The organism is Nocardiopsis sp. TRM 82005, from assembly GCF_056312425.1.
The window spans coordinates 21,557-45,965 of the sequence record NZ_JBWDTQ010000006.1; the positions used below are offsets into that span (position 1 = coordinate 21,557).

Consider the following 24,409-nt stretch of genomic DNA (forward strand, 5'->3'; position numbering starts at 1 on the left):
GGACGGGCGGGGTCTACCCGCCCAGGCCCGCGCGGCGCAACGCGTCGGCCATCGAACCCTGCGGTGCGGCACCGCCACCGTTGTTCCGGCCGCGTCCGCCGCCGTTGCCCCGGCGGCCGTTGTCGCCGCCCCGGCGGCGGTCGCCACCGCCGCCACCCCGGCCGCCGCGCTCCTCACGGCCGCCCCGGCCGCCGCCGGAAGGGGCCTCGTCGTCCAGGCGCATGGTCAGTGAGACGCGCTTGCGCGGGATGTCGACGTCCTGGACCTTGACCTTGACGATGTCGCCGGGCTTGACCACATCGCGCGGGTCCTCCACGAACTTGTGCGAGAGCGCCGAGACGTGGACCAGGCCGTCCTGGTGCACACCCACGTCCACGAACGCGCCGAAGGCGGCCACGTTGGTGACCACGCCCTCCAGGATCATGCCCTGTTCCAGGTCCGACAGCTTCTCCACACCCTCCTTGAAGGTGGCGGTGGTGAAGGCCGGGCGCGGGTCGCGGCCGGGCTTGTCCAGCTCGGCGAGGATGTCGTTGACCGTCGGCAGACCAAAGGTGTCGTCCACGAACTCCTCGGGGCGCACCCGCGACAACGCGTCCTTGTTGCCGATGAGCGAGGGCAGGTCGGCCCCCACCCGGTCCAGGATGCGCCGTACCACGGGGTAGGCCTCCGGGTGCACCGCCGAGGCGTCCAGCGGATCGTCGCCACCGGGCACGCGCAGGAAGCCCGCGCACTGCTCGAAGGCCTTGGGGCCCAGGCGCGGTACCGAGCGCAGCTCCTTGCGGGTGCGGAACGGGCCGTTGGCGTCGCGATGCGAGACGATGTTGCGCGCCAGGGTGGAGGTCACGCCCGAGACCCGGGTCAGCAGCGGCACCGACGCGGTGTTGACGTCCACGCCCACGCCGTTCACGCAATCCTCGACGACGGCGTCCAGCGAGCGCGACAGCTTGGCCTCGGCCAGGTCGTGCTGGTACTGGCCCACACCGATCGACTTGGGGTCGATCTTGACCAGCTCGGCCAGCGGGTCCTGCAAGCGGCGGGCGATGGAGGCGGCACCGCGCAGCGACACGTCCATGTCCGGCAGTTCCTCGGAGGCGTAGGCCGAGGCCGAGTACACCGACGCGCCCGCCTCCGACACCATCACCTTGGTGAGCTTGAGCTCGGGGTGGCGTTTGATCAGGTCGGCGGCGAGCTTGTCGGTCTCGCGGGACGCGGTGCCGTTGCCGATGGCGACCAGTTCCACCGCGTGGGCGGCGCACAGCCGGGCCAGGCTGTCGATGGAGCCGTCCCAGTCGCGGCGGGGCGCGTGTGGGAAGACCGTGTCGGTGGCCACGACCTTGCCGGTCGTGTCGGTGACGGCGACCTTGACGCCGGTGCGCAGGCCGGGATCCAGGCCGAGGGTGGCCCGGCTTCCGGCGGGGGCGGCCAGCAGCAGGTCGCGCAGGTTGGCGGCGAACACGTTCACGCCGTCGTCCTCGGAGCGCTGCCACAGCCGCATGCGCACGTCGATGTCCAACCGCACCAGGATGCGGGTGCGCCAGGCCCAGCGCACGGTGTCCTGGAGCCAGCGGTCGGCGGGCCGCCCACGGTCCACGATCTCGAAGTGGTGGGCGATGGCGTTCTCGTAGGTGCTGCGGGGCGTGGTGCCGTCGGGGTTCTGGGCGGGGGCCTCCTCCGGCTCCAGGGTGAGGGTGAGGACCTCCTCCTTCTCGCCCCGGTACATGGCCAGGACGCGGTGGGAGGGGAGGTTGGTGAGGGACTCGGAGAAGTCGAAGTAGTCGGCGAACTTGGCGCCCGCCTCCTCCTTGCCCTCGCGGACGGTCGAGCCCAGGCGGCCCTTCTCCCACAGGCGCTCGCGAAGGAGGCCGGTGAGGTCGGCGTCCTCGGCGAAACGCTCCACCAGGATGGCACGGGCCCCGTCCAGGGCGGCCTTGGTGTCGGCCACGTCCCCGGAGGGGTCGACGTAGGCGGCGGCGGTCTCCTGCGGGTCCTGGGCGGGGTCGGCCAGCAGGGTCTCGGCCAGGGGTTCGAGCCCGGCCTCGCGTGCGATCTGGGCCTTGGTGCGTCGCTTGGGCTTGTAGGGGAGGTAGATGTCCTCCAGCCGGGCCTTGGAGTCGGCCGCGTTGACGCGGGCCTCCAGCTCCTCGTCCAGCTTGCCCTGGGAGCGGATCGACTCCAGGATCGCGGTGCGGCGTTCGGCCAGCTCACGCAGGTAGCGCAGGCGTTCCTCCAGGGCGCGCAGCTGGATGTCGTCCAGCGCGCCGGTGGCCTCCTTGCGGTAACGGGCGATGAAGGGCACGGTCGATCCGCTGTCGAGGAGCTCGACGGCGGCGGTGACCTGGTGTGCGCCCACGCCGAGCTCCTCGGCGATGCGTTGGTCGATCGTGGGTGTCGCAGGGGTCGTCACTGGTTCAACGTCCACTCTCTGGCTGTTCGGTGCGGGGACATTCTGGTGCCGGGGGAGGACATTGTCATCCCGGCGGGATCCCGTGTCCCAGGTTCCCGCACTGTGGCGTTGCTCGTGCACGGGTTCCGTCGGGACGGTGCCACGAGCGCTCCGCGCCGACGAGCGGGCCCGGGCCGGAAAGGGGATCCCGCAAAGACGGCCGGTGCGGTGCCCTCGTGCGGAGGGCGGGGTTTTGCGGTTGAGCGGCCTCGGGGGAGGAGGGCCGGGGACGGTCGGCGCCCCGGACCCCTCGTTCCAGGAAAGCGGAAGGGACCGGTCGGCGGTAGCCCCTGTGGACAACCGCGCGGCGGCCCTTCGCGCTCGCGGACGGAACTGACGGGTCCCGGGTCAGCCGTCGGTCTCGTTCAGGTAGTCGGGGGCGTAGTACTCGTCGAGGGGGAGCGGGCCCCGGTAGCCCTGGCACATGCACTGGCGGTAGGTGGAGCTGGCCTGCCCGGTCCACCGTCCGGGGATGACCACCTGGGTCTGGCACCTCTTGGTCTTCTGGTCGTGGAAGACCAGGTGGTGGCCGCATCCGCAGAGCGGCTGGGGGTTCTGCGGGGTGCCCAGGGCTCTGGCCTGTTCCTGCTTCCGCTGCTGTTCGAGGGCTTCCCGACTCTGGCGTTTGGTCGCCAAACGTCCGACCAGGAACCCGCCGAGCGCGATCGTGGCTCCGAAGACCATGGAGACCGGATCCATCCGGCGACACCTCATTCCTTGATCCGCGACCCGCCCCGGATCCCGGGGCTTGCCCCCATTGTCACCCATTCCGGAATCCCGGCCGTGGGACGGAGGAGGATGCACGCCCCCGTCACACGGGGATACGCATCCACTACCTCGGGTGATGCAAAGAAATTTTTGCACGGGAAACTTTGCAAAGGAAGCTTTGGAATACGGTGGTGCCACCTCCCCGACACCAGGAGACCGAGATGGCGACCGAACCCTCCGCCCCCACCACCGCGCCACCGCGTGAAGAACGCCTCGGCAGGGCCTTCCACCGCTTCTGGGCGGCCGGAACCCTCACCAACCTCGGAGACGGCATGCTCGCCACCGGGCTGCCGCTGATCGCCGCCACCCTCACCCACGACCCCCTCGCCGTCGCGGGCCTGGCGGTGTCACGCTTCCTGCCCTGGCTGCTCGTGGCTCCCCTCACGGGCGTGCTGCTCGACAGGGTCGACCGCCTGCGCGCCATGACGGTCTCCAGCACGGTCGCCGCGGCCGCCGTGGCCGTCCTCGCCCTGGCGGTCGCCACCGGCCACGCCACGATCTGGGCCATGTACGCGACGCTGTTCGTGGTGATCTGCTGCGAGACGGTCACCGACCCGGTCACTCGGATCACCGTCTCCCGCATCGTGCCGGGCCGTCTGCTCGACCGGGCCAACAGCAGGCTGGAGGGCGGTCGCCTGGTCGCCCAGGAGTGTCTGTCCGCTCCCGTGGCCGGTGTGCTCTTCGCCGTCGCCGCGGTCCTGCCCGTGGCCGGGACGGCGGTGTCCTACGGCCTGTGCTCCGTGCTCGTGGTGACCGTCGTCGTGATGCTGCGGCGCACCCCCTCCCCGGCCGCCGCGTCCGAGGACGGGGGTGAGGCCGAACCGGACCAGGGGGTCCTGCGCTCGCTCCGCGAGGGCTTCGGCTACGTCTTCGGCCAGCCGCTGATGCGCGGCCTGGTGTTCAACAACGCCGGCCTCATGATCGGTATGCAGACGGCCACCGCCGTCCTGGTCCTCTACGCCCAGGACGTGCTGGGCGTTCCCGCGGCCCTGTACGGACTCTTCGTCTCCTCGGTCGCCGTCGGTGGCCTCCTGGGGTCGGTGTCCGTCTCCCGGCTCATCGCGGGCGTCGGCCGCAGGGCGGTCATGATGGGCGGTTACACGGGGGTGGGCTTGTGCCTGGTCGCGGTCGGCCTGCTGCCCAGCGCCTGGCTCGCCGCCGCGCTGTGGGGCCTGCTGGGCCTGTGCATGACGGTCTCCAACGTCGCCGGTTCGCTGTTCTTCCAGACCGTGGTCCCCTCCCGCCTGCGCGGGCGCGCCAGCTCCGCCAGCCGCATGCTCGGCTGGGGCCTGGCCCCGGTCGGCGCGCTCCTGGGCGGCCTGTTGGGCCGGATCGACCTGGCCCTGCCCTTCCTGGTCGGCGGCCTGATCGCCGTCGTCACGCCCCTGGTCTTTCGCGGGGCCGTCGCCGAGTGCGCCCGGCTCTCGGACGCGGCCGCCGCGGAGTTGGCCGCTGGCCACGCACGCTGATCCCCGGCCTGCCGCGCCGTCTGTCCGAGGTCATTCGGCCCGACCCTGCGATAACGCCTCGACCAGGTCCGGGAGAGATGACCTGTCCGAACCCGGCAGCGCGATGGTCATCTCATCTGGCACTTCTCGTGGACTGGGGGAACCAACGAAACTAGCTGAAAACGGTTGCGACCGGGAATGGTTCCGACCTTCTCCTTCGCAGGACGCTTGTTTTTCATGGACCTACCGGTATCGCGTCTGTCCTTTCCGGGCTCGGGTGCCAAAGCGAAGGCCGAGTAATTCCTGCAACGGTCTTCCTACCGAGGTCCGATATGATTCCCCCTATCCCCGACGGTGGTGATCTGCCGAGTGAACCCCGCCGCGAGGAAGGCCAGCAAAAGCGCCGCACAGACAATCAGTATTGCCTGCTGGATGCCGTAGAGCCCTCCGAGCAACCCCAGCAATGGCGGGCCCCCAAGGAAGGCCGCATAGCCCAGCGAACTGATTACAGACACCCTCGCTGCGGCTCTTTCGGGATCGTCCGCAGCCGCCGCAATTCCGACCGGGAATCCCATCGCGGCTCCCAACCCCCACAGAAGCGCTCCCACGAGAGCCCATGCAACCGCGTTGCTGAAAGCCACGACAAGTACGCCGCAAAGGGCCAGCCCGACTGAGACGCGAAGGACGCTAGCGCGGCCGACGCGAGCAACGAGAGCACCTCCGGTGAGGCGCCCCGCTGTCATTGTTGTCACGAAGGCGGCAAACGCAAGAGCTCCCGTGTGCTCGGCGGCACCATAACCGTCGACCAGAACATACGCGATCCATTCGTTGGCCGTGCCTTCGGTGAAGGCGAATCCCAGGACGCATATTCCGATAAGAAGGGTCCGACGTTCACGCCAGGAGGCTAACAGTACGCTTCCGGGCGCACGCGTGACATCGCCTGTGTCACGCGTATCCGCGCCTTGTGCAACCCGCCTGAGCGGAAAAGTTATCAGCACCAGCAGGCCTACTATGCCCAAGTTCTGACTCGGCAGAGGCACCGACATGCTCGCTAGAAATGCACCAAGAAGAGCTCCGGCCACGGTTCCTAGGCTGAGTGCGGCGTGAAGTCGCGGTAACAGGTTCTCGCTGCCGGTGAGGTGTGCTATACGTGAGCCAACAACGTTCATGCTGACTTCCCACAGCCCCATTCCCAACCCGATGGAAAAGAGTGCGGCCGCTGTGATAGGCCACGAGGCGACTCCCAGGCCGATGGCGAGCAGCAGTAGTCCTGTCGCCGCCAGAGAGATACCGGCGGTGATTCCCCGGCTCCCACCGAGACGTTGGACCAGGAGGCCTGCCGCGGGGAGCCCGGACACGGCCCCGGCGGACAGCCATAACAGAAGCAGCCCGAGTTCTGCCGTAGACAGGCTCAGCTCCGCTCCCAAGGCTGGCACGCGACTCACAAGTGCCGCGTACATCGCTCCGTTCGCCGCGAAAGCTCCATAGGCAGCCGCCTTGCTGCTGCTTACAGTCACGCTGGGCATCGCGGTCTCTCATGTATGGGCACGATGGCGCCGATTAATTGGACTTGTGTACTTCCATCGTAGGGCGAGAGAAATGCATAACGCATTTTCTTTGCCGAGCACTCTGGAACCCAGCGTAAAATCATCGCCGCACCGGTGCAACGCCTGAACGAGGCAAACCTTCCTCTGTCCCGCCGGAGCGTACCGGAAGCGATCGTATGACATGCGGTGATCAGCCGGTTCATCCAATAGTGGAAGGTCGAACGCCCCACGTGCTTCACGGCGCCCCCGTCGGCGCAAGCGGCGACGACGCCGCACCGAGTCCAGCAGTTCAGGGTAGGGGCGCAGCTCCATGGGGTGGCCGGTCGGGTGGCCAGCCAACCAGAGCCGGTGCCGGACACATGCCACCCGGTCACCGCTCATGTAGGTCTGAGGGCGCGAGGAAGACCCGTGCACATGCGCGCATCGTGGGCGGCCCGCCAACGGAAGACGTTCCTCGCCGTGGTACTTGGCCACGCGGTGGAATTGTACGGAGGGGACGTGCGGGGCGCGGGGTGAGAAAGCGATGAGGTTCCTCTGCCACAGTGTGCGGTCCAAAGCCGCAGGCGGAACTGACGCGGTGGCGGCCAGGCGGCGTTTCGCTGCGTTGCCGAGCGCTAGGTCGTAGCTGTCCAGTCCGGGGCCGAGTCTTTGGTGGTGGCGGGTGCCGTGCGCTCGGCGATGTGGTTGAGTACGGCACGGCGTTCCACACCGTTGGCCGTGGCCAGACGGGACGGGTAGGAGACGGTCGTCTCACCCTCCACCGGCGGGCCGAAGCCCATCGCGATGACGTGGTCGCGCTCCGGCCACGACCCCAACCCCGCGTGGATCCTTCGCCCCCAGCGGTGTTGTCGCGCTGGCCGCGCGAGGAGGGAAGCGGCCGGATCGGTCGCACACCCCCGAAACCGTAGGTGCGGGCCTGGTCGAGCGGTGCGCGTTGTCCGCGACCGTCCTCACCAGGGAAGCGGAGTTCGAAGCCAGGTGGTGCCGCGGTGGGCAGCGCTGCTACGCGCATGGACACCGTCGAAGGAGTATGGGTGCGCCAACGATGCCAAGAGAACTTTGCAACGGTCTGTTGGTAGAGGAGGCGCCGCATTACGGTGATGCCATGAGCGACGACCACTCCGACGCGGTCCCCGAGCACCCGGAACAGCTACAGGTAGACGCCCAGGCCCTGCGGGGCCTGGCCCACCCGCTGCGTGCCCGCCTCCTGGACGAGCTCGGGCGCAACGGCCCCGCCACGGCCACCATCCTGGGCCAGCGCCTGGGGGAGAGCAGCGGCGCCACCAGCTACCACCTGCGCCAGCTCTCCCGTTACGGGTTCATCGACAACGACCCCGGGCACACGGGCGGACGCGAGCGCTGGTGGCGGGTCCGGCCCGGCGGCTGGAGCATGCGTGGGCACGAGTTCCTCAGCGATCCGCAGACCCGGCTCGTCGCCCGGACCGTTCTCGACCGCTTACACCAGCAGAGGCGGGAACGGTTCGATGACTGGGTCACGCTGGTCCTGGACAAGCCCGATCTGCCCGCGGTGCAACGCTGGAGGGGCGCCGCCACCGACTCCACCAGCCACGTCCGGATCACCCCGGAGGAGACCGTGGAGTTCGCCGAGGCGCTCCTCGACTTTCTTCGGCCCTGGGGCGAGCGCTTCCGGGACCGGACCCCCGAGACCCGCCCCGACACCGAGAGCGTCGAGCTCCAGGTCAACCTCTTCCCCGTCCTGCCCGAGGCCGAGGGCAGGACCGGCGGGACCGCTTCCGAAGAGGACTGACCCGGCCCGGCACCCGGGCGGCCGGGGCTCAGGCCCCGCGCAGCTTCTTCATCGCGGCCACGTCGGCGGCGTGCGGACCGGCCGGGCCCGGGGTCTCCAGGACGAGCGGTATCCCGGCGCTCACCGGGTGCCGGAACAACTCCCCGAACGGTTCAGCGCCGATGTACCCGGCGCCGATGTTCTCGTGCCGGTCCTTGCAGCTGCCGCACTCGGCCTTGGAGTCATTGCAGTGCACGACCTTCAGCCGGTCGGCGCCGACCACCTCGCCGAAGCGGTCCAGGGCCTCGCGCATACCCCGCGCCGTGGAGATGTCGTGTCCGGCGGCGAACATGTGCGCGGTGTCCAGGCACACACCCAGGCGCGGGTGCCACTCCAGCGCCTCCAGGTAGGCGGCCAGGTCGTCGATGGTCGCGCACAGCACCTGGCCCTGACCGGCCATCGGCTCCAGCAGCACCGGGGGAACGTCCTCGCCCAGCTCCTCCAGCAGCGGCATCAGCCGCTCACGGGTGCGCGCCAGGCCGGTCTCGCGCCCGCCCGAGACGGCCGAACCGGTGTGCACCACCGCGCCCAGCGCGCCGATCTCGGCCGAACGGCGCAGCGCGTGCTCCAGGGAGCGCACCGACTTCTGCGCGGTCTCCTCGCTGGGGGTGCCCAGGTTGATCAGGTAGGGGGCGTGCACGAACACGGGCAGGTCGGTGCGCTCGCGCATCCGCGTGTCCTGTTCGGGATCGCCTCCGTTGGTGGCCCACCCGCGCGGGTTGGACACGAACACCTGGACGGTCTCGGCGCCGATCTCCTCGGCGTAGGCCAGCCCCTTGGTGGCCATGCCGCCCGCGACCGGGACGTGGGCGCCGACAGGGGACAGGGGGCGCTGCTGCTCGCTGTTCTTCATCGCCAGCCAAGCCTAGAGGCCGCGGGGAGCGGTCGGTCCGTGCCGGTGCTCACACCGCGGCGCTTCGCCCCAGGGGGTTTGGGTAGGGCCTCTAGGAGACCCCGGCCGTGCGCCCCCCCCCGGGGGGTAGGGCTTCCAGCGGCGCTCCGCCGCAGGGGGTTGGTGGAGTGTGCAGCGGTGGCCCGCTCCAGGGGGGTTGGGTAGAGCGCGCAGCAGACCCCGACCATGCACCCGTAGGGCTGGCAGCGGTGCTTCGCCGTAGGGGGGTGGGGGAGCGGGGTTTTCTGGCGGCTTCCTGGACCCCAGGGGGGTGGGACCGACCGAGGGCGAGTTCGTCTGGCGAACTCAACTGAGGGAGATCCCTGGCCCCGGTCACCGTAGGAGTGGTGGGGAAAGCTGGGCGTCCGCTCCTGGGCCCGCCCGCCATGTGCGGGGGTAGCGCTCCCGGGAGCGGGTCCTGCACCGCCTGGAGACGGGGGTACACGAATATAGGACGCCGGTCACCGGGAAGCCCCTAGCTTGGGCGCGCGCCGTGCGGGGACAAGCAGGGTGCAGAGCATTCAGGCGGCGCTCCGCCACAGGGGGCTTTGGTAGAGCACCCAGCGGCGCTTCGCCGAAGGGGGTTGGGTAGAGCATGCAACGGCCACAACCACGCACCCGTAGAGCATCCAACGGCGAGTAACCAAAACTGTGGTGACGCGCCAGCCCGGGCCCTACGGGTGCGTGGTTGTTCGTCAGCCCGGGCCCTACCGGTGCCTGGTCGGGGTCTGCTGGAGGCTCTACCAACCCCCTTCACGTTGGAGGCCCCGCCCGAGATCACGGAGCGCCTGCGCACCCTCGGCTCAGGTCTGGCCGGGAAGCGGGAACACGTCGCCGACGGGGCCGGGGAACGCTAGTCTCGTGGCCGTGAACACCGAGACCGCGTACCCCACACTGTCCGACGTGACCACCGCCTTCGAACAGGTCTACCCGCCCGCGTGGGCCGCGTCCTGGGACGCGGTCGGGCTCGTGGCGGGGGACCCCGTCCAGCCGGTCGCGCGGATCCTGTTCGCCGTCGATCCGGTAGGCGCGGTCATCGACGAGGCTCTCACCTGGGGCGCCGACCTGGTCATCACCCACCATCCGCTGATGCTGCGCGGCGTCACCAGCGTGGCCGCCAACACGTCCAAGGGGCGGATCGTGCACCGCCTCATCCGTTCCGGGACCGCCCTGTACACCGCGCACACCAACGCCGACACCGCCGCGCCGGGGGTGTCAGACGCGCTGGCCCGCGCCGTCGGCCTCACCGGGCCGCTGCGGCCGCTGGACCCCGACGCCACCGACCCCGAGGGGCACCGCGGCATCGGCAGGATCGGTGCCCTGGAGCGGCCGGCGGTCCTACGCGAGTTCGCCGAGCAGGCCGCGCGGGGACTGCCCGACACCGCAGCCGGGATCCGCGTCGCCGGGGACCCGGACCGCCTCGTGACCAACGTCGCGGTGTCCGGGGGCGCGGGCGAATCCCTGCTCGGCGTCGCCCGGGCCGCCGGCGTGGACGTCTTCCTCACCTCCGACCTGCGCCACCATCCCGCCTCGGAGTTCGTGGAGGACCCTGGCGGTCCCGCCCTGATCGACACCGCCCACTTCGCCAGTGAGTGGCCCTGGCTGGCCGACGGCGCGGAACACCTGGCTGAGGCGCTCGGGCGCGCTGTCGGTCCCGATGGGGCTAACGTGGAGATCCGCGTTTCGACGACGGTGACGGACGCCTGGTCGCAGGCCGTCTCACACGTCTGAGAGCCCGCCGCCCCGCGGGGCGGACCGACCAACTGCACAGAGTTCAGGGCGCGGGCGGCATACTCGCCTTCCCCAGCCACCTCAGGAGACGTCACACGTGAAAGCCGAACCCGCCGCACAGGCCAGACTGCTCGACCTCCAGGAGTTGGACACCGAGCTCCAGCGCCTGGACCACCGCGCGCGGACCCTGCCGGAGGTCGCCGAGGCGGCCAGGCTCAGGGAGCAGGTGGACCAGCTCGACAGTGAACTGATCACCGCCCAGACCCGGGTCTCCGACGTCGAACGCCAGCAGCGCAAGGCTGAGAGCGACGTCGAGCAGGTGCGTGCCCGCGCCGACCGGGACGCCAAACGCCTTGATTCGGGACAGATCACCAGCGCCAAGGAGTTGCAGAACCTACAGTCGGAGATCGACTCCCTGAGCCGCCGCCAGGCCGAGCTAGAGGACGTCGTCCTGGAGGTGATGGAGCGCGCCGAGGAGTTCAACGCCGAGGTGGCCCGCCTGACCTCCGAGCGCGAGCAGACCGTGGCCAAGCACACCGAGGTGGTCGCCCGCCGCGACACCGCCGCCGCCGAGATCCAGTGGGACCGCTCCCGCGCGACCGAGAACCGCGCCCGCGTGGCTGAGGACGTCCCAGCCGATCTGCTGGCCCTCTACGACAAGCTTCGGGACCAGTACGACGGTGTGGCCGCGGCGCCGCTGCGCTACGGCCGCTGCGGGGGCTGCAAGCTGTCCCTGAGCACCGTCGAGCTCAACGAGATCAAGGCCACCGCCGCCGACGAGGTCGTGCGCTGTGAGGACTGCCGCCGCATCCTGGTCCGCACCGAGGAGTCGGGCCTGGGCGGCCAGGCGGAGCAGTGAGCACTGGCTGGGGTGCGCACGACACCACGCCGACCCGTCTCATCCTGCTGCGGCACGGGCAGACACCGCTGTCGGTGGAACGCCGCTTCGCGGGGCGGGGCGACATCCCGTTGACCGAGGACGGGCACGCGCAGGCCAAGGCGGCCGCATGCCGCCTGGCCTCGCGGTCGATCGACGCGGTGGTCTCCTCGCCGCTGCTGCGGACCAGGGCCACCGCCGCCCACGCCGCCGAGGTGCTCGGGCTGTCGGTCGAGATCGACGAGGGGTTCGTCGAGACCGACTTCGGCGTCTGGGAGGGGATGACGTTCGCCGAGGCCAGGGCCGACGCACCGGTGGAGGTGGACCGGTGGCTGGCGGACCCGAGGACGGCCCCGCCCGGCGGGGAGAGCTTCGACGAGGTGGCCCGGCGGGTGGTCGCCGCTCGGGACGCCCTGGTCGAGCGGCACCGGGGACGCACCGTCCTGGTGGTGTCGCACGTGACCCCCATCAAGGTGGTGGTGCAGCAGGCCGTGCTCGCTCCGCTGGAGGCGTTGTACCGGATGCACCTGGACACCGCGTGTCTGAACGAGGTGGACGTGTTCGCCGACGGGCCCATGGTGGTGCGTTCCCTCAACGACACCGCCCACCTGGGCTGAGGGTTCCCGAAGGGAATCAGGGCGCCCGCGAGGGCGTAGTATGGGGAATGAGGGGAGTCGGCCAGGCGGTCGCGGACCGCGCCAGGTGCGCGGGTTCGAGGAAAGTCCGGACTCCACAGGGCAGGGTGGTCGGTAACACCGACCCGGGGCGACCCGCGGGACAGTGCCACAGAAAGCAGACCGCCACCGCTTGCGGTGGTAAGGGTGAAACGGTGGTGTAAGAGACCACCAGCGGCCGGAGTGATCCGGCCGGCTTGGTAAACCCCACCCGGAGCAAGGTCAAAAAGGGAGCCTCAGGGTTCCTGCGCGGATGTTCGAGGGCGGCCCGCCCGAGTCCGCGGGTAGACCGCACCGAGGCCGTCGGCAACGGCGGTCCCAGATGGATGATCGCCCGGTCCCTCGGGATCGACATAATCCGGCTTATCGGCCGACTCCCCCTCCTCCAAGCCTTTGACCTGCGATGCGGCGAGCGAGACCCGGCCGTGTTCGTTCCCTGTTTGCTCCGGCGGATCAGCCCGAGCACAGGAGCACGTCGCTCGCTCCGTACCCGATGTCCTCGTCGTCGGGGAACGGGCCTTACCGGTCCTCCCCGTGGCCGGGGGCGGACTCCAGACCGGGACGCCCCTTCCGGGAAGACCCGTCGAGCACACGGTCGGGCGGGCACGGCCCCGGGACGCGGCACACCCCGGGGCTACGTTCCTACAGCCCGGCGGTGATGGCTTCCTGCCCTCGTGCACCGATAGATTGGCTCCTGCGCTCCCTACCCCGGGCGAGTTCCGGAGCGTGTACGCCCGTGGGCCGACGTCCGGGGTCGCCGGCCCACGGGGGTGTCCGCGTTCACGGGAATGGGTGACTCTTGTTCGACTCCACCGCCTTCTGGGTGGCTCTCTTCGGCCTGCCGCTCCTGGCCATCGTGGTGATCATCCTGCTCGCCTCCTACCAGGCATCAGGTGTTCAGCAGGACGGGCGTGACGACGCGCCCGACGACGACTCGTTCAGTAGCTGACCCGCGTCGCCCGCATCCGGCCTCGGGTGGGGCACCGGCTCGTCCACGTCCTGGACGCCCTGCACGGGCGCGAACTCACCCGTCTCGGCGTCCAGAAGGTGCACCCTCGCCGTCTCCAGGTCGTAGTACATCCCTGACAGCTCCAGCTCGCCCGACTCCACCCGTTCGCGCACCACCGGGTAGCCCATGAGGTTGCCGATCTGCTCCTCCACGTTGGCCTGGGCCAGGCGGCGCAGCGCCTCGGCGGCGGGCAGTCCCGCCAGAGCGCCGGTCTCCTCACCCGCGCGTACCAGGCTCCCCGAGCCGTTGGCCAGCCACCGGCACATGTGCGAGGTCCCCGCCTCACCCGACTCCAGGTGAGCCTTCTCCAGCAGCGCCTTCATCGCCCCGCAGTGCGAGTGGCCGCACACCACGATCGACGGCACCCGTAGGACGTTCACCGCGTACTCGATCGCCGCGCCCACCGACCCGTCGCCCGGGGCTCCCCGCGGCGGTACGAGGTTGCCGAGGTTGCGCATGGTGAACAGGTCGCCTGGCCCACTCGCGGTGATCAGGTTCGGCACCACCCGTGAGTCGGCGCAGGTGATGAACAGTGCGGTCGGGTACTGGCCATGCGACAGGCGGCTCATCACCGACCGCATCCTGTCGGCTGTGCTGGAGTGGTATTCACGGGCGCCGGCGGCCAGCAGACCCAACGGGTTGACCTCCCGGCCGGCGTCGCCGCGCATGTCCCACGGGGCCCACCCGCGGGCCAGCCCTCCGGGCGCGGTCTTGGCCGCGGGCGCCGAACGCGTGGAGCTGCGTGCGTACCACTTCTCGTGCACCTCGTCGATGTCGACGCTGCCGCCGGTGCGCTCGTGGTCCACACGCCAGGCGTGGATGGCCTCGAAGGCGGCGTGGTCCATGAAGTCCACGTGCAGGTCCAGGTCGACCTGCGCGCCCCCGGGGACGGTGCGCAGCACGTGCGCGAGCCGGGGCACGCCCAGGAAGGTGAGTGAACCGTGCACGGTGATGTGCACGCGGTCCGCGCGCTCCTCGGTGGTCACCGTCAACTTGGTGAGCCTGCGCAGGGACACGATCATGGCCAGCGCGAAACCGATGGACACCCCTTCCAGCAGGCCCAGGAAGACCACGCCGAGCAGGGTTACCAGGTAGACGCTGCCCTCGTGGTGGCGGCGCAGGTCGCGCAGGCGGGCGACCGAGACCATCTGCACGCCGATGAACACCAACAGCGCGGCCAGCACGGGCATCGGGATCAGTTCGACCACGTTCGCGAACAGCGCGACGAACAGCAGGATCCATACCCCGTGCAGGACGGTCGAGGCCGGGGTACGGCCCCCCGCGCGCACGTTGGCGGTGCTGCGCACGATCACGCCGGCCACCGGCAGCCCGCCCAGTGCGCCGCTGACGGTGTTGGCCGCGCCCTGCCCGCACAGCTCACGGTTGAGCATGACCCGGCGTCCGCTGTGCATCCGGTCCACGGCGATCGCGGCGAGCAGTGACTCGACGCTGGCGACCATGGCCACGGCGGCCACGCCCAGGGCCACGTCGTGCCACTGTCCGGTCTCGGGCAGCATCGGGCCGTTCCAGGCGTCGGCGAAGGAGTTTGGCAGGGCGACGGTCTCCATCTGCCAGCCGCTCATGGTGGCGATGACGGTCGCGGTGCCCACCGCCACCAGCGCGGCGGGCACCGTGGAGGGCCGCAGCCGTCCCAGGGAGGGCAGCTTGTTCCAGGCGAACATGATCGCGATGGTGATGACACCGACCGCGGCCGCCGGGGTGTGGTTGTGCGCGATCTGGTTGGGCAGGTCGGTGATGTTGGCCAGTGCCGAGCTCTGCGGTTCCCCTCCCAGGACCACGTGCAGCTGGGCCAGGGCGATGGTGACCCCGACCCCGGCGAGCATTCCGTGCACGACCGCGGGGGAGACGGCCAGGGCGGCCCGGGCGATGCGGAAGGCGCCCAGAGCGAGCTGGACCAGTCCGGCCAGCAGGGTGATCAGGCAGGTGACCCGCCAGCCGTGGGTCATGATCAGGTCGGCGACGATGATGGTCAGACCGGCGGCGGGACCGCTGACCTGGACCATCGACCCACCGAAGAGTCCTGCGACGATGCCGCCGACGACGGCGGCGATGATTCCGGCGATGAGCGGGGCGCCTGAGGCGACGGCGATCCCCAGGGACAGGGGGACGGCGACCAGGAAGACCACGAGTGAGGCGCCGACGTCGGCGGCGACCCCTCTGCGGTCGATACGGGCCCCGGGTGCGGCCGCGCTGGCGGGCGGCCTCTCGGGTGTGAATCCCTGGGCGTCGTTGCGCATGGTTACTCCGTTCGGGTTGGACCAGGCAGGTGATGCGTGGGCGCACGGGGACGACGGTGTTCGGGCCGGGGGATGTGCGTGGAGGCGCAAGAAGGCGGGGGATCTCCGAGGGTGCCTTCCCAGTCACTTATTGTAGTGAATCCTGAGCGTGCAGTGTTACAGACTGTTGTGGTTTTGGTAACCATTTTCCTGTTTTCACGGGTCTCCAGGGCAAACCTGGACAGAAGAAACCCCTGAGGTGATGGGTTTCTCTCATCGCCTCAGGGGTGTGAAGTGGTGACCTCCCTCGGGGTGCGCCCGGGGAAGCTCACTACCGTGCGTTACAAATGTCTGGAACGGTCACAAGAAGCGGCCGTCCTTGTAGCCGCCCTCGTAGTACTCCTGGTCGTATCCGCGCTGGTCGTAGGGCTCGGTCGGGTACTGCCCAGGGGCCTGCGGGACGTCGGGGCGGAGGCCCTCGTCAGCGGGCCGCCAGCCCTCACCGGGGTAGCCGCCGTACTCGGGCCGCTGCGGTTGGACATTGGACGGGTAGCCGCCCAGGACGTCGGAGTAACCGTCGCCGGGTCCGGCAGCCGGGGGTCCGAAGCGGTCACTCGGACCCGGGTAGCCGCCGTAGCCCGGGGGCACGTTCCCGCGGGCCTGCGCGGCGGGATAGCCGTCCGGGGGATAGGAGCCGTACGGAGGGCTCTGCGCCTCACCGGGGAACGCGGGCCCACCGGGGGAGTACGGGGGGCCGGACCGGTCCACGGGCCCCTGGTTGAACGGTGAGGGCACACCGGTCACCGGGGTGTTGGGTCCGCTCATCCCACCGGGGCCACCGGGTGCCCCGAACGCTCCGCCGCTCTCCTGGCCGCCCCACAGCGGCGGGTCGGGGTCCTGGTAGGCCCCTCGGGTGTGGGTGCTGCTGTCGTAGGGGGAGCGCTGGTATGTGCCGGGGTCGTAGTCGTTGCGGTTGAAGGAGTCGGTGTTGTAGGCCGGTCGGGTGTGGTTGCCGGTGTCGAATTCCGGCCGTCCCGGTCCTGGTGTACCGAGGTCTCCTCGGGTGTGGGTGCTGCTGTCGTAGGGGGAGCGCTGGTATGTGCCGGGGTCGTAGGAGGGCTCCGAGAACGACCGGTAACCCCCGGTCAACGGATCGGAGGCCTCACCGTAGGGGCGTGGGAGCGAACCGCCCGTGCCGGAGCCCGGTGCTGCGCCCAGGCTGCTCTGCCCGCCGCCGAAGCCCAGGTCCGAGCGCTGGTGCGCGCCGGTGTCCAGGCTGGACCATATCGGCGAGTCCACATTCGCCTCCGGTGCCGGCGTCGAGGGACGAAAGTCGGGGGCGAGGGGATCGTTGGCGGAAGGGCGCTCCGGCCCGCCCGGGAGCCCCGGGTAGTCCGAGCGGCTCATCGCCCCGCTCTCGTGGGGCGAGCGGCCGCCGAACGGGCCGTGTGAGCCGGAAGGTGCCCCCAGCGGGTCGCTGTGCGGGGGAGAGTGGGAGGAGCCGGGCGACCACGAAGCCGAACCAAGGGGGTCGTCGAGGGCCGAGGCCGCCGGTGCGGCGGGCTGCGGCGACTGAGGGAGCCCGTGCGTGGGCGGGGCCTGCTGGGTCGGGGCCGGAGCGGGGCGTTCGGAGTGCTCCTCCTGCTTCGGGGGCAGGGCGTGCCCACCATAGGAGCCCTGCCCGTGGCGTCCCGGCTCGGGCGCCTGGCGCTCCTGCTCCTCGGGGGCAGGAGGGGGGCTGTTCTGGCCGAGGCTGGCCAGCATCGCCAGGTCTGCGGAGGGCCCGGTGCCTCCGCCCCTGGCCGCGGGCATGATCGTGGTGGTTCCGGGCGGTCCCGACTCCTCGTCGTCGTAGTCCTCGTACCCCCCGTCGTCGTAGTCGTCCTCGTACTCGTAGTCGGTGACGTCGGGGGTCCTCCCCCCGCGCTCCTCCGGGGGGCCCGAGGAGCGCTGTGCCGGCCCGTCCTCGCTCAGGCTGGACCAGAAGTCGTTGTCGGACAGGGAGTCGTGGTCGTCGTCCCAGTCCTCTTCGCGTTTGCGCCTGCCCATGGGGCGCCGTTCCGCTCTGCCGCCACCGCTCGGGCGCGCACGGCGGGCGCGCCCCCGAGGCGCCGGTTCCTCGTCGCCCCGATCACGGCCACGGCCCCGTGGCTGCTCGTCGGCGCCCTCGTCGTAGTCCTCGTACTCGTCGTCGTAGTCGTCCTCACGGGAGCCGATACTCAGTGCGCGCATACCCAGCAACAGGAGCAGGAGCACGGCGAGGACGACGATGACGGCGATGATGATGATGACGGTTACGGTCATGTTGTACGCACTACCTTGGGGAGGTCAGCCGCGCCCGGATCGCACCGGCGGACCGGCCTGGCGGGGACCGGCCGGAGGGAGGCGGTGACCGCCTGGTTCCGCGGTAGTCCGGCGTGTCCGGCCTGCGTTGGCGGGGGGTCGCAGGCGGGCCGGTGCGGTTCCGGGTCAGGGCGCCGCGCGGCGAGTGGACGGATATCGGTCATCTGAAACGGGGGCGAAGGGCACAAGCCCACTGTATGCGTTGTCATGCGCTGTGTGCAGAGGGAGAAGGGAGCTTCCTCGGAGAATCCCCGTGACCCCGGAGTCGTCGGATCATCCTGGTTCTGGTCGAGGTGAAAAGCTAATTATGACCTATTTCACCTGTTGTTTGTGACCAGGGTTCCCCTGGCGACGGCCTGGTCGGCGATCGCCTCCAGGGACGCGCTCAGCGAGGCGCCCTCCGGCAGACCCAGCGGGCTCTCGAGCGCGTACACGGTGAACCGGTACTCGTAGGTCTGCTCGGGCTCAGGGCAGGGCGCGCTGTAGGTGGGCTCTCCGGCGCTGTTCTGGCCCTGCTTGGCGTCGGCGGGAACGGTGTTCTGGCGCAGTTCGACCAGCTGCGGGTCCAGGTCGTAGACCATCCAGAACACCTGAGCCTCCTGCGGCTCGTCCACCACCAGCGCGATCGATCCCGCCTCGTCGGGCAGCCCCGACCAGCTCAGCGGCGGTGAGTACGCCTTCTGATCCCCTTCGCCGTCCTCGGCACCGTCCCCGCCATCCCCGCCGGTTCCCTCCTGCCCGCCGCCATCGCCCGTCTCACCGCTGTCGCCGTTCTCCGCCTCCTCGCTGGCGCCGTCGCAGGCATAGGCGGCGGGAAGCGGCTGGCCCTCCTGCATCAGCGGGCTGGTGACGTTGATGTCGTCGGGCATGTCACCGTTCTGGCCGGGGGAGAGGATGCCGCAGCCCGTGGTCAGGACCAGTGCGGCCCCCGCCGCCACCGCGCCCGCGCGTGTACCGGGGGACATGTGGGCCGTACGCGGCGCACCGGTGATCCGGGGGAAGGTGAGGGCCGGGAACAATGGGACTCCTGCTGGACTTTCGGGCCGTGGAGGCGCAACTCGCTGTGACACCGACGCGGCGCTCGGGGGACACCCGGCGCTGGGTTCGGCGGAGGAACGCGCGGGCACCGCCACGGGCGCCGTCAACACGTTCCAGAGCGAACCCTACTGTGGCCAGGCGAGCGTTCGGTCTGCCGTCTCCGCTTCGCGGGCCTCCGCGAGGCACCCCGCTCTGTTCAGCCGGGAGAGAAGCGGGAGCCAGGGGACGTTTAACCACGAGCGTTCGTTCGTACGATCGGTAATCATGGGATGGTGCGGTTCTCCATCCTGGGGCCCCTTCTGGTCCACGACGCGACCGGGCGGCCCGTCACCATCGGCGGCGCGCGCCTGCGCACCCTGCTCTCCCTCCTCCTGCTCCGTCCCGGCCAGCGTGTCACCACCGAGGAGCTCACCGACGCCATCTGGGGGGACAACCCTCCCCTGGCCGCGGGCAACGCCTTGCAGGCCCTGGTCTCCCGCCTGCGCCGCGCACTGGGCGGGGAGGCCGTGATCGACGGCGACGCCTCCGGATACCGGCTGACCGTCGCCCCTGGCCAGGTGGACCTGGTCCGGTTCGAGACCCTGGCCAGACGGGGACGGACCCGTCTCACCGCGGGGAGGCCCGCCGACGCCGCCAGAGACCTGGAAGAGGCACTCGCCCTGTGGCGGGGGCCGGCCCTGTCCGATCTGACCGCGCACGGTCTGGCGGAGGACACCGCGCTGCGTCTGTCGGAAACCCGCCGCGCTGCCCTGGAGGACCACCTGTGGGCCCTGAACGATCTGGGACGGTACACCGAGGTCCTGCCCGAGGCAGAGGCCCTGGCCAGACGTGACCCGCACCGCGAGCGCCCTCTGGGGCTCCTCATGCGGGCCCTCGCCGCCACCGGTCGTACCGCCGACGCGCTGGCCGCCTACGACCGCTTCCGGGCCCATCTCGCCGACGAACTGGGCCTGGACCCCTCACCCCGGTTGCGGGACCTGCACTTGAGGCTGTTGCGCGGTGAACTCGATGCCCCCCACTCCGGGGAGCCGTCCCCCCAGGCCGGTGCGCCGCCCTCTCCGGGGAAGACCGGTTCCACCGGTTCCACCGGCACGTCCACCCAGCTCCCGCCCCTGCGGCTGCCCGACACCCTGACCAGCTTCGTGGCGCGTGAAGCCGAGGTGGACGCCGCCGTGGACCTGCTCACCCGCGGGCGCCTGGTCACTCTGCTGGGTCCCGGTGGGGCGGGCAAGACCCGGCTGGCGATCGAGAGCGCCTCCGCCCTGGCCGCCCGCGCACCGCACCTGCTCACCCGCGGCGGATGGTTCGTCGAACTCGCCACCAGGACGGCGGCGGACATCTCCCAGGCCCTGGCCGACGCGCTGGGGCTGCGCGAGCACGCCATGATCCAGACGCGCTCCACCAGTGCCGCCCCCGCCCCGCCCCTGGAGCGAGTCGTCTCCTTCGTCGGCGGCCACCCCGCCCTCATCGTCCTGGACAACTGCGAGCACCTCGTGGAGGACGTCGCCCGCGCTGTGGCCCCGCTGCTCGCCCAGTGCCCGCGCCTGCGGATCCTGGCCACCTCGCGCGAGCCCTTGGGCGTGCCCGGTGAGCAGCTCATGACCGTTCCCTCCCTGGCCCTGCCGCCGGAGGGCGCCACCGCCGAGCGGGCCGCCACCTATCCTTCGGTCACCCTGTTCGTCGAACGCGCCGCCGCCGTCCGGCCGGGCTTTCACGTCACCCCCGACAACGTCGCCCACGTCGTGCGCCTCACACGTGAGCTGGACGGCATGCCGCTGGCCCTGGAACTGGCCGCCGCTCGCCTGCGCTCCATGAGCGCCGGCCAGCTCGCCGAACGGCTCTGCGACCGCTTCCGCCTCCTCACCGGCGGCACCCGCTTGGCGCTGCCGCGTCACCGCACTCTGCGCGCCGTCGTCGACTGGAGCTGGGACCTGCTCGACGAACCCGAGCGCCGTCTGCTGCGCCGCCTGTCGGTCTTCGTCAAAGGTGCCACCCTGGAGGCCGTCGAACGCGTCTGCGCCGACCCCGGCACCGAGGGCGAGATCGGCGGACACGACGCGTGGGCGGTCCTGTTCGCCCTGGTCGACAAGTCCCTGGTGATCGCCGAGAACCCGCCCCGGGACGACATGCCGCCCCGCTACCGGCAGCTGGAGACCGTGCGCGCCTACGCCGCCGAGCGCCTGGAGCGCAGCGGGGAGGAGGACCGCGTCCGCGACGCGCACGCCCGTCACGTCCGCGACCTGTGGCGGTGGGCCGATCCGCTGCTGCGCGGTCCACGACAGCGGGAGCTGCTCGCTCGCCTGGACGCCGAGGCCGACAACTGTGGCGCGGCCGTGCGCTGGGCCGTCGACCGCCGTGACACCGCGCTCGGCCTGGACCTGGTCGAGTACACCCAGTGGTACTGGACCCTGGGCGGGACCTGGCGCCAGATCAGCCGTTGGTCCGAGGCCGTCCTGGACATGGTCGGCGACGAGGTGCCGGAGGGGCGCGCCGTCGCCTACGCCAGCTGCCTGTTCCACCGGTCCGCCGACAGGACCACCAACCAGACGGATGTGCTGGAGGGCATGCACCGGATCGAGAGCGTCCTGGAGGAGTCGGGGGAGTGGGCCGAGGAGCACCACATGATGGTGTACGGCCTGGTCTACAGGGCACTGGTCGAGGGCAGGACGGGTGCCACCTACGACCGTCTCGTCACGGCGACGGACCAACCGGATCCGTGGATGCGCGCCATGGTGCAGCTGCTCCTGTCCCTGCTCGACACCGTCTCCGGGCGCATCGGGCGGTCCATGGAGAGGGTGACCGCCGCTCTGGAGGAGTTCCGTGCGTGCGGTGACACCTGGGGTGAGTGCCAGGCGCTCGCCCAGGCGGTGGACGTGCACCGGTTCGGCGACCTCAAGCGCTGCCGCGAGCTCCTCACCGAGGGGGTGCGCATGGCCGAGGAAGCGGCGCTGCGCGGGATGGCGGCGATGTTCCGGGTCCGTCGCGCCCAGGTCCTCATCGACCTCGGCGAGCTGGAGGCGGCCCGTCGCGACCTGCACGAGCTGTTCGACTTCGGATGGCCGGTCGAGAGGGAACACATGGTGCTGCTGCGGCTGAGCGAGGCCCAGTGGCTGCGCGAGGCGGGCGAACTGGAAGAAGCCCGCGAGGTCCTGGACCGGGCCGGGGCCGACCTGGCTGGTCTGGGCGGGTTCTCCCCGGCCTATATCGAGGCGGCCTGGCGGGTGATGTACGCGACCGTCTTCTGGATGTCCGGCGACACGGAGAAGGCGTGGCGGGAGGCCGGGCACGCGTGGTGGCTGGCCGTCAACGGGCTGGGCCCGATGCGCGCCGAGATCCTGGACGTGTTCGCCGCGATGCTGGCAGAGCGGGAACCGCGCCGGACGGCCCTGCTGCTGGGCTACTCCGAGACGCTCCGCGGCGTGCCCGACACCGCCACCCCGTTCGTGGTGCGGGCTCGGGAGCGCGCGTGCCGCGAACTGGGTGAGGAGAAGTACACCCGCCTGGTCGCCGGGGCGCGGGCCAACGGCGTCGACCAGGCCTGCCGGCTCGTGGACGAGTGGTTGGCACCGATCGTCCCTGACACCGAGCCCCGCAGGGAGAACTGGCGCCTCTGAGCCGAAGGAGCGTCCGGGACGTCGCTTCCGCGGTCTTTGGCGTGCGCGGACGCGGACGACCGCGCCGCCTCAGGCGGGAGCCCGGGGCGGCGCGGTGCCGGCGGTCCGCCGACCGGCTCAGGTACGGCGCCGGTAGGCCCACACGGCCAGTGGGAAGAAGATCGCGGTGATGATCGCGGCCCACACCACGGTCCACACCACCGGACCGGCGGCCTCACCCGTGCCCAGCATCAGGGCGCGCATGGCGTCCACGACGTGGGTGACCGGGTTGTTCGAGGCCACCGCCTGTAGCCAGCTGGGCATGTCCTCCGGAGCGACGAACGCCGAACTGCTGAAGGTGAGCGGGAACATCAGGATCATCCCGAACGCCTGCACCGCCATCGGGGTGCGAACGATCATGCCGACGAATGCCGACATCCAGCAGAGCGCGAAGGCGAACAGCAGCACCAGGGCGGCGGCCACGACCACGCCGACCACGCCGCCCTCGGGGCGGAAGCCGATGACCATACCCACCAGCAGCACCATCACCACGGTGATCGTGTACCGGGCCAGGTCGCCGAGGATCGCACCTGTCAGCGGGGCCGAACGGGCGATGGGCAGTGACCGGAACCGGTCGAAGATGCCCTTCTCCACGTCCTGGCTCAGGGAGAAGCCCGTGCCCAGCGTGGCGAAGATGACCGACTGGGCGATGATTCCGGGCATCAGGAAGTCCCGGTAGGTCTGCCAGTCGCCCATCATCGCCTGTCCGAAGACGAAGACGAACAGGGTCACGAACATGACCGGCTGCAACATCAACCCCAGGACCTCTTCGGGGTTGGCCTTGATCTTCAGGATGCTGCGCCAGGCCAGCTGTAGACCGTTCCGCGCGGTGTTCAGCGGACTGATCCGCTCAGGAGTCACGGATGCCTTCCCCGAGTGGACCGACGCTGTCCGTGTCGTTACGGTGCTCATGCCCGGGTTTCCTCCTTCGCGGTCTTGTCCGTGCTCTCCTCCTCGGCGGTGTGCCCGGTCAGGGCGAGGAACACCTCGTCCAGGCTGGGTTTGCGCAGTGACAGCTCGGCGACCGCCACACCCTGCTCGTCCAGGCGGCGCACCACCTCCGGCAGGACCCCCGAGTCGGTGACCGGGACGCTGGCGAGCAGGCCGTCGGAGGAGGCAGGCGTACTGGTGACCGCCTCGATGATCCTGGTGGCCAGCGACAGCTGCCCGGCATCGACGGTGCGCATCTCCAGCACATGGTCGCCCGCCTGGTTCTTCAGCTCCTCGGGTGTGCCCTTGCTGATCACCCGGCCGTGGTCGAGGACCATGAGGTCGTCGGCCAGCTGGTCGGCCTCCTCCAGGTACTGGGTGGTGAGCAGGACGGTCACCCCGTCCTCGGCCAGCCCGCGTACCACGTCCCACAGGCCGTTGCGGCTGTGCGGGTCCAGGCCGGTGGTCGGCTCGTCCAGGTAGAGCAGTGCCGGGCGGCCGACCAGGCTCGCGGCCAGGTCCAGCCGTCGGCGCATACCCCCCGAGTAGGTCTTGGCGGGGCGGTCGGCGGCGTCGGTGAGGTCGAAGCGCTCCAACAGCTCCGCGGAGCGGGCCCGGGCGCCGGACCGGTCGAACCCCAGCAGCCGGGCGATGAGCACCAGGTTCTGGGTTCCGGTCAGGTCCGCGTCGACCGCCGCGTACTGCCCGGTCAGTCCGATCAGGCGGCGCACCTCGTGGGGCTGACGCACCACGTCGAACCCGCCGACCTCGGCGCGCCCCTGGTCGGGGCGCAGCAGGGTTGCCAGGATGCGAACCGTCGTGGTCTTCCCGGATCCGTTGGGTCCCAGGACGCCCAGTACAGCCCCCGCCCTGGCGGTCAGGTCCACGCCGTCCAGGGCTCGGTTGCCCTTGAACTGTTTGACCAGACCCTCCGCGCGTATGGCGTCAGTCATCAGCCCTCCATGATTTCAACGTCTGTCATCAAGTGTGACGAACCGGTCTGACAGAACGC

17 protein-coding genes and 1 other RNA gene are annotated in these 24,409 nt (G+C 70.6%); 8 read left to right on the forward strand and 10 right to left on the reverse strand.

Going from position 1 to position 24,409, the window contains the following annotated elements; all coding sequences use genetic code 11:
- Positions 1-13: 13 nt before the first annotated feature.
- Positions 14-2,404, reverse strand: coding sequence for a Tex family protein (locus tag AC0T5L_RS04725; RefSeq protein ID WP_476164120.1), 2,391 nt, complete (start codon positions 2,402-2,404; stop codon positions 14-16).
- Positions 2,405-2,791: 387 nt separating this feature from the next.
- Complete coding sequence (locus tag AC0T5L_RS04730) at positions 2,792-3,142, reverse strand: hypothetical protein (protein WP_476164121.1); 351 nt, start codon at positions 3,140-3,142, stop codon at positions 2,792-2,794.
- A gap of 230 nt (positions 3,143-3,372) precedes the next feature.
- Between AC0T5L_RS04730 and AC0T5L_RS04735 the strand changes: the two genes are divergently transcribed.
- Positions 3,373-4,680: an MFS transporter gene (locus AC0T5L_RS04735; protein ID WP_476164122.1), complete on the forward strand. Its 1,308-nt coding sequence runs from the start codon at positions 3,373-3,375 to the stop codon at positions 4,678-4,680.
- A gap of 296 nt (positions 4,681-4,976) precedes the next feature.
- Here the strand turns inward: AC0T5L_RS04735 and AC0T5L_RS04740 are convergent, their stop codons facing one another.
- Complete coding sequence (locus AC0T5L_RS04740; RefSeq protein WP_476164123.1) at positions 4,977-6,185, reverse strand: MFS transporter; 1,209 nt, start codon at positions 6,183-6,185, stop codon at positions 4,977-4,979.
- A 635-nt stretch (positions 6,186-6,820) separates the two neighbouring features.
- Positions 6,821-7,021: a hypothetical protein gene (locus tag AC0T5L_RS04745; protein ID WP_476164124.1), complete on the reverse strand. Its 201-nt coding sequence runs from the start codon at positions 7,019-7,021 to the stop codon at positions 6,821-6,823.
- Between the two features lie 290 nt (positions 7,022-7,311).
- Between AC0T5L_RS04745 and AC0T5L_RS04750 the strand changes: the two genes are divergently transcribed.
- Positions 7,312-7,974, forward strand: coding sequence for a winged helix-turn-helix domain-containing protein (locus AC0T5L_RS04750; RefSeq protein ID WP_476164125.1), 663 nt, complete (start codon positions 7,312-7,314; stop codon positions 7,972-7,974).
- A gap of 28 nt (positions 7,975-8,002) precedes the next feature.
- Here AC0T5L_RS04750 and AC0T5L_RS04755 read toward each other — a convergent pair whose 3' ends face one another.
- Positions 8,003-8,866, reverse strand: a complete 864-nt coding sequence (locus tag AC0T5L_RS04755; RefSeq protein WP_476164126.1) for a deoxyribonuclease IV — start codon at positions 8,864-8,866, stop codon at positions 8,003-8,005.
- 900 nt (positions 8,867-9,766) lie between these two features.
- On the opposite strand from AC0T5L_RS04755, the gene AC0T5L_RS04760 reads away from it, so the two are divergent.
- From AC0T5L_RS04760 to AC0T5L_RS04780, 5 genes are all read left to right on the forward strand, one after another.
- Positions 9,767-10,636: a Nif3-like dinuclear metal center hexameric protein gene (locus tag AC0T5L_RS04760; RefSeq protein WP_476164127.1), complete on the forward strand. Its 870-nt coding sequence runs from the start codon at positions 9,767-9,769 to the stop codon at positions 10,634-10,636.
- Between the two features lie 97 nt (positions 10,637-10,733).
- Positions 10,734-11,495 carry a zinc ribbon domain-containing protein gene (locus AC0T5L_RS04765; protein WP_476164128.1) on the forward strand — a complete coding sequence of 254 codons (762 nt, stop codon included), beginning with the start codon at positions 10,734-10,736 and terminating at the stop codon, positions 11,493-11,495.
- Positions 11,492-12,130: a histidine phosphatase family protein gene (locus AC0T5L_RS04770; RefSeq protein ID WP_476164129.1), complete on the forward strand. Its 639-nt coding sequence runs from the start codon at positions 11,492-11,494 to the stop codon at positions 12,128-12,130. The genes AC0T5L_RS04765 and AC0T5L_RS04770 overlap by 4 nt, the downstream gene beginning before the upstream one ends.
- Positions 12,131-12,183: 53 nt before the next feature.
- Positions 12,184-12,569, forward strand: an RNA gene (gene rnpB, locus AC0T5L_RS04775) — RNase P RNA component class A.
- A 417-nt stretch (positions 12,570-12,986) separates the two neighbouring features.
- Positions 12,987-13,136, forward strand: a complete 150-nt coding sequence (locus tag AC0T5L_RS04780; RefSeq protein WP_476164130.1) for a hypothetical protein — start codon at positions 12,987-12,989, stop codon at positions 13,134-13,136.
- Here the strand turns inward: AC0T5L_RS04780 and AC0T5L_RS04785 are convergent.
- From AC0T5L_RS04785 to AC0T5L_RS04795, 3 genes are all read right to left on the reverse strand, one after another.
- A complete protein-coding gene (locus AC0T5L_RS04785) occupies positions 13,085-15,454 on the reverse strand; it encodes a bifunctional SulP family inorganic anion transporter/carbonic anhydrase (protein WP_476164131.1) in 2,370 nt (789 codons plus the stop codon). The two genes, AC0T5L_RS04780 and AC0T5L_RS04785, sit on opposite strands and share 52 nt — an antisense overlap.
- Before the next feature lie 339 nt (positions 15,455-15,793).
- Positions 15,794-17,737, reverse strand: a complete 1,944-nt coding sequence (locus tag AC0T5L_RS04790; protein ID WP_476164132.1) for a hypothetical protein — start codon at positions 17,735-17,737, stop codon at positions 15,794-15,796.
- Positions 17,738-18,093: 356 nt separating this feature from the next.
- Positions 18,094-18,795: a YbhB/YbcL family Raf kinase inhibitor-like protein gene (locus tag AC0T5L_RS04795; RefSeq protein ID WP_476164133.1), complete on the reverse strand. Its 702-nt coding sequence runs from the start codon at positions 18,793-18,795 to the stop codon at positions 18,094-18,096.
- A gap of 291 nt (positions 18,796-19,086) precedes the next feature.
- On the opposite strand from AC0T5L_RS04795, the gene AC0T5L_RS04800 reads away from it, so the two are divergent.
- Positions 19,087-22,428, forward strand: coding sequence for an AfsR/SARP family transcriptional regulator (locus AC0T5L_RS04800; RefSeq protein ID WP_476164134.1), 3,342 nt, complete (start codon positions 19,087-19,089; stop codon positions 22,426-22,428).
- Positions 22,429-22,545: 117 nt separating this feature from the next.
- Here AC0T5L_RS04800 and AC0T5L_RS04805 read toward each other — a convergent pair whose 3' ends face one another.
- Both AC0T5L_RS04805 and AC0T5L_RS04810 read right to left on the reverse strand, forming a co-directional pair.
- A complete protein-coding gene (locus tag AC0T5L_RS04805) occupies positions 22,546-23,379 on the reverse strand; it encodes an ABC transporter permease (RefSeq protein WP_476164135.1) in 834 nt (277 codons plus the stop codon).
- Positions 23,376-24,350, reverse strand: a complete 975-nt coding sequence (locus tag AC0T5L_RS04810; protein WP_476164136.1) for an ATP-binding cassette domain-containing protein — start codon at positions 24,348-24,350, stop codon at positions 23,376-23,378. Before AC0T5L_RS04810 ends, AC0T5L_RS04805 begins: the two co-directional genes overlap by 4 nt.
- Positions 24,351-24,409: the final 59 nt, after the last annotated feature.

What these genes read in the sequence shown, in the direction of transcription:
- AC0T5L_RS04735 (WP_476164122.1), top strand. Translation starts at nt 3,373, where the DNA reads ATGGCGACCGAACCCTCCGCCCCCACCACCGCGCCACCGCGTGAAGAA.
- AC0T5L_RS04805 (WP_476164135.1), bottom strand. Translation starts at nt 23,379, where the DNA reads ATGAGCACCGTAACGACACGGACAGCGTCGGTCCACTCGGGGAAGGCA.
- AC0T5L_RS04790 (WP_476164132.1), bottom strand. Translation starts at nt 17,737, where the DNA reads ATGACCGTAACCGTCATCATCATCATCGCCGTCATCGTCGTCCTCGCC.
- AC0T5L_RS04750 (WP_476164125.1), top strand. Translation starts at nt 7,312, where the DNA reads ATGAGCGACGACCACTCCGACGCGGTCCCCGAGCACCCGGAACAGCTA.
- AC0T5L_RS04755 (WP_476164126.1), bottom strand. Translation starts at nt 8,866, where the DNA reads ATGAAGAACAGCGAGCAGCAGCGCCCCCTGTCCCCTGTCGGCGCCCAC.
- AC0T5L_RS04740 (WP_476164123.1), bottom strand. Translation starts at nt 6,185, where the DNA reads ATGCCCAGCGTGACTGTAAGCAGCAGCAAGGCGGCTGCCTATGGAGCT.
- AC0T5L_RS04810 (WP_476164136.1), bottom strand. Translation starts at nt 24,350, where the DNA reads ATGACTGACGCCATACGCGCGGAGGGTCTGGTCAAACAGTTCAAGGGC.
- AC0T5L_RS04785 (WP_476164131.1), bottom strand. Translation starts at nt 15,454, where the DNA reads ATGCGCAACGACGCCCAGGGATTCACACCCGAGAGGCCGCCCGCCAGC.
- AC0T5L_RS04730 (WP_476164121.1), bottom strand. Translation starts at nt 3,142, where the DNA reads ATGGATCCGGTCTCCATGGTCTTCGGAGCCACGATCGCGCTCGGCGGG.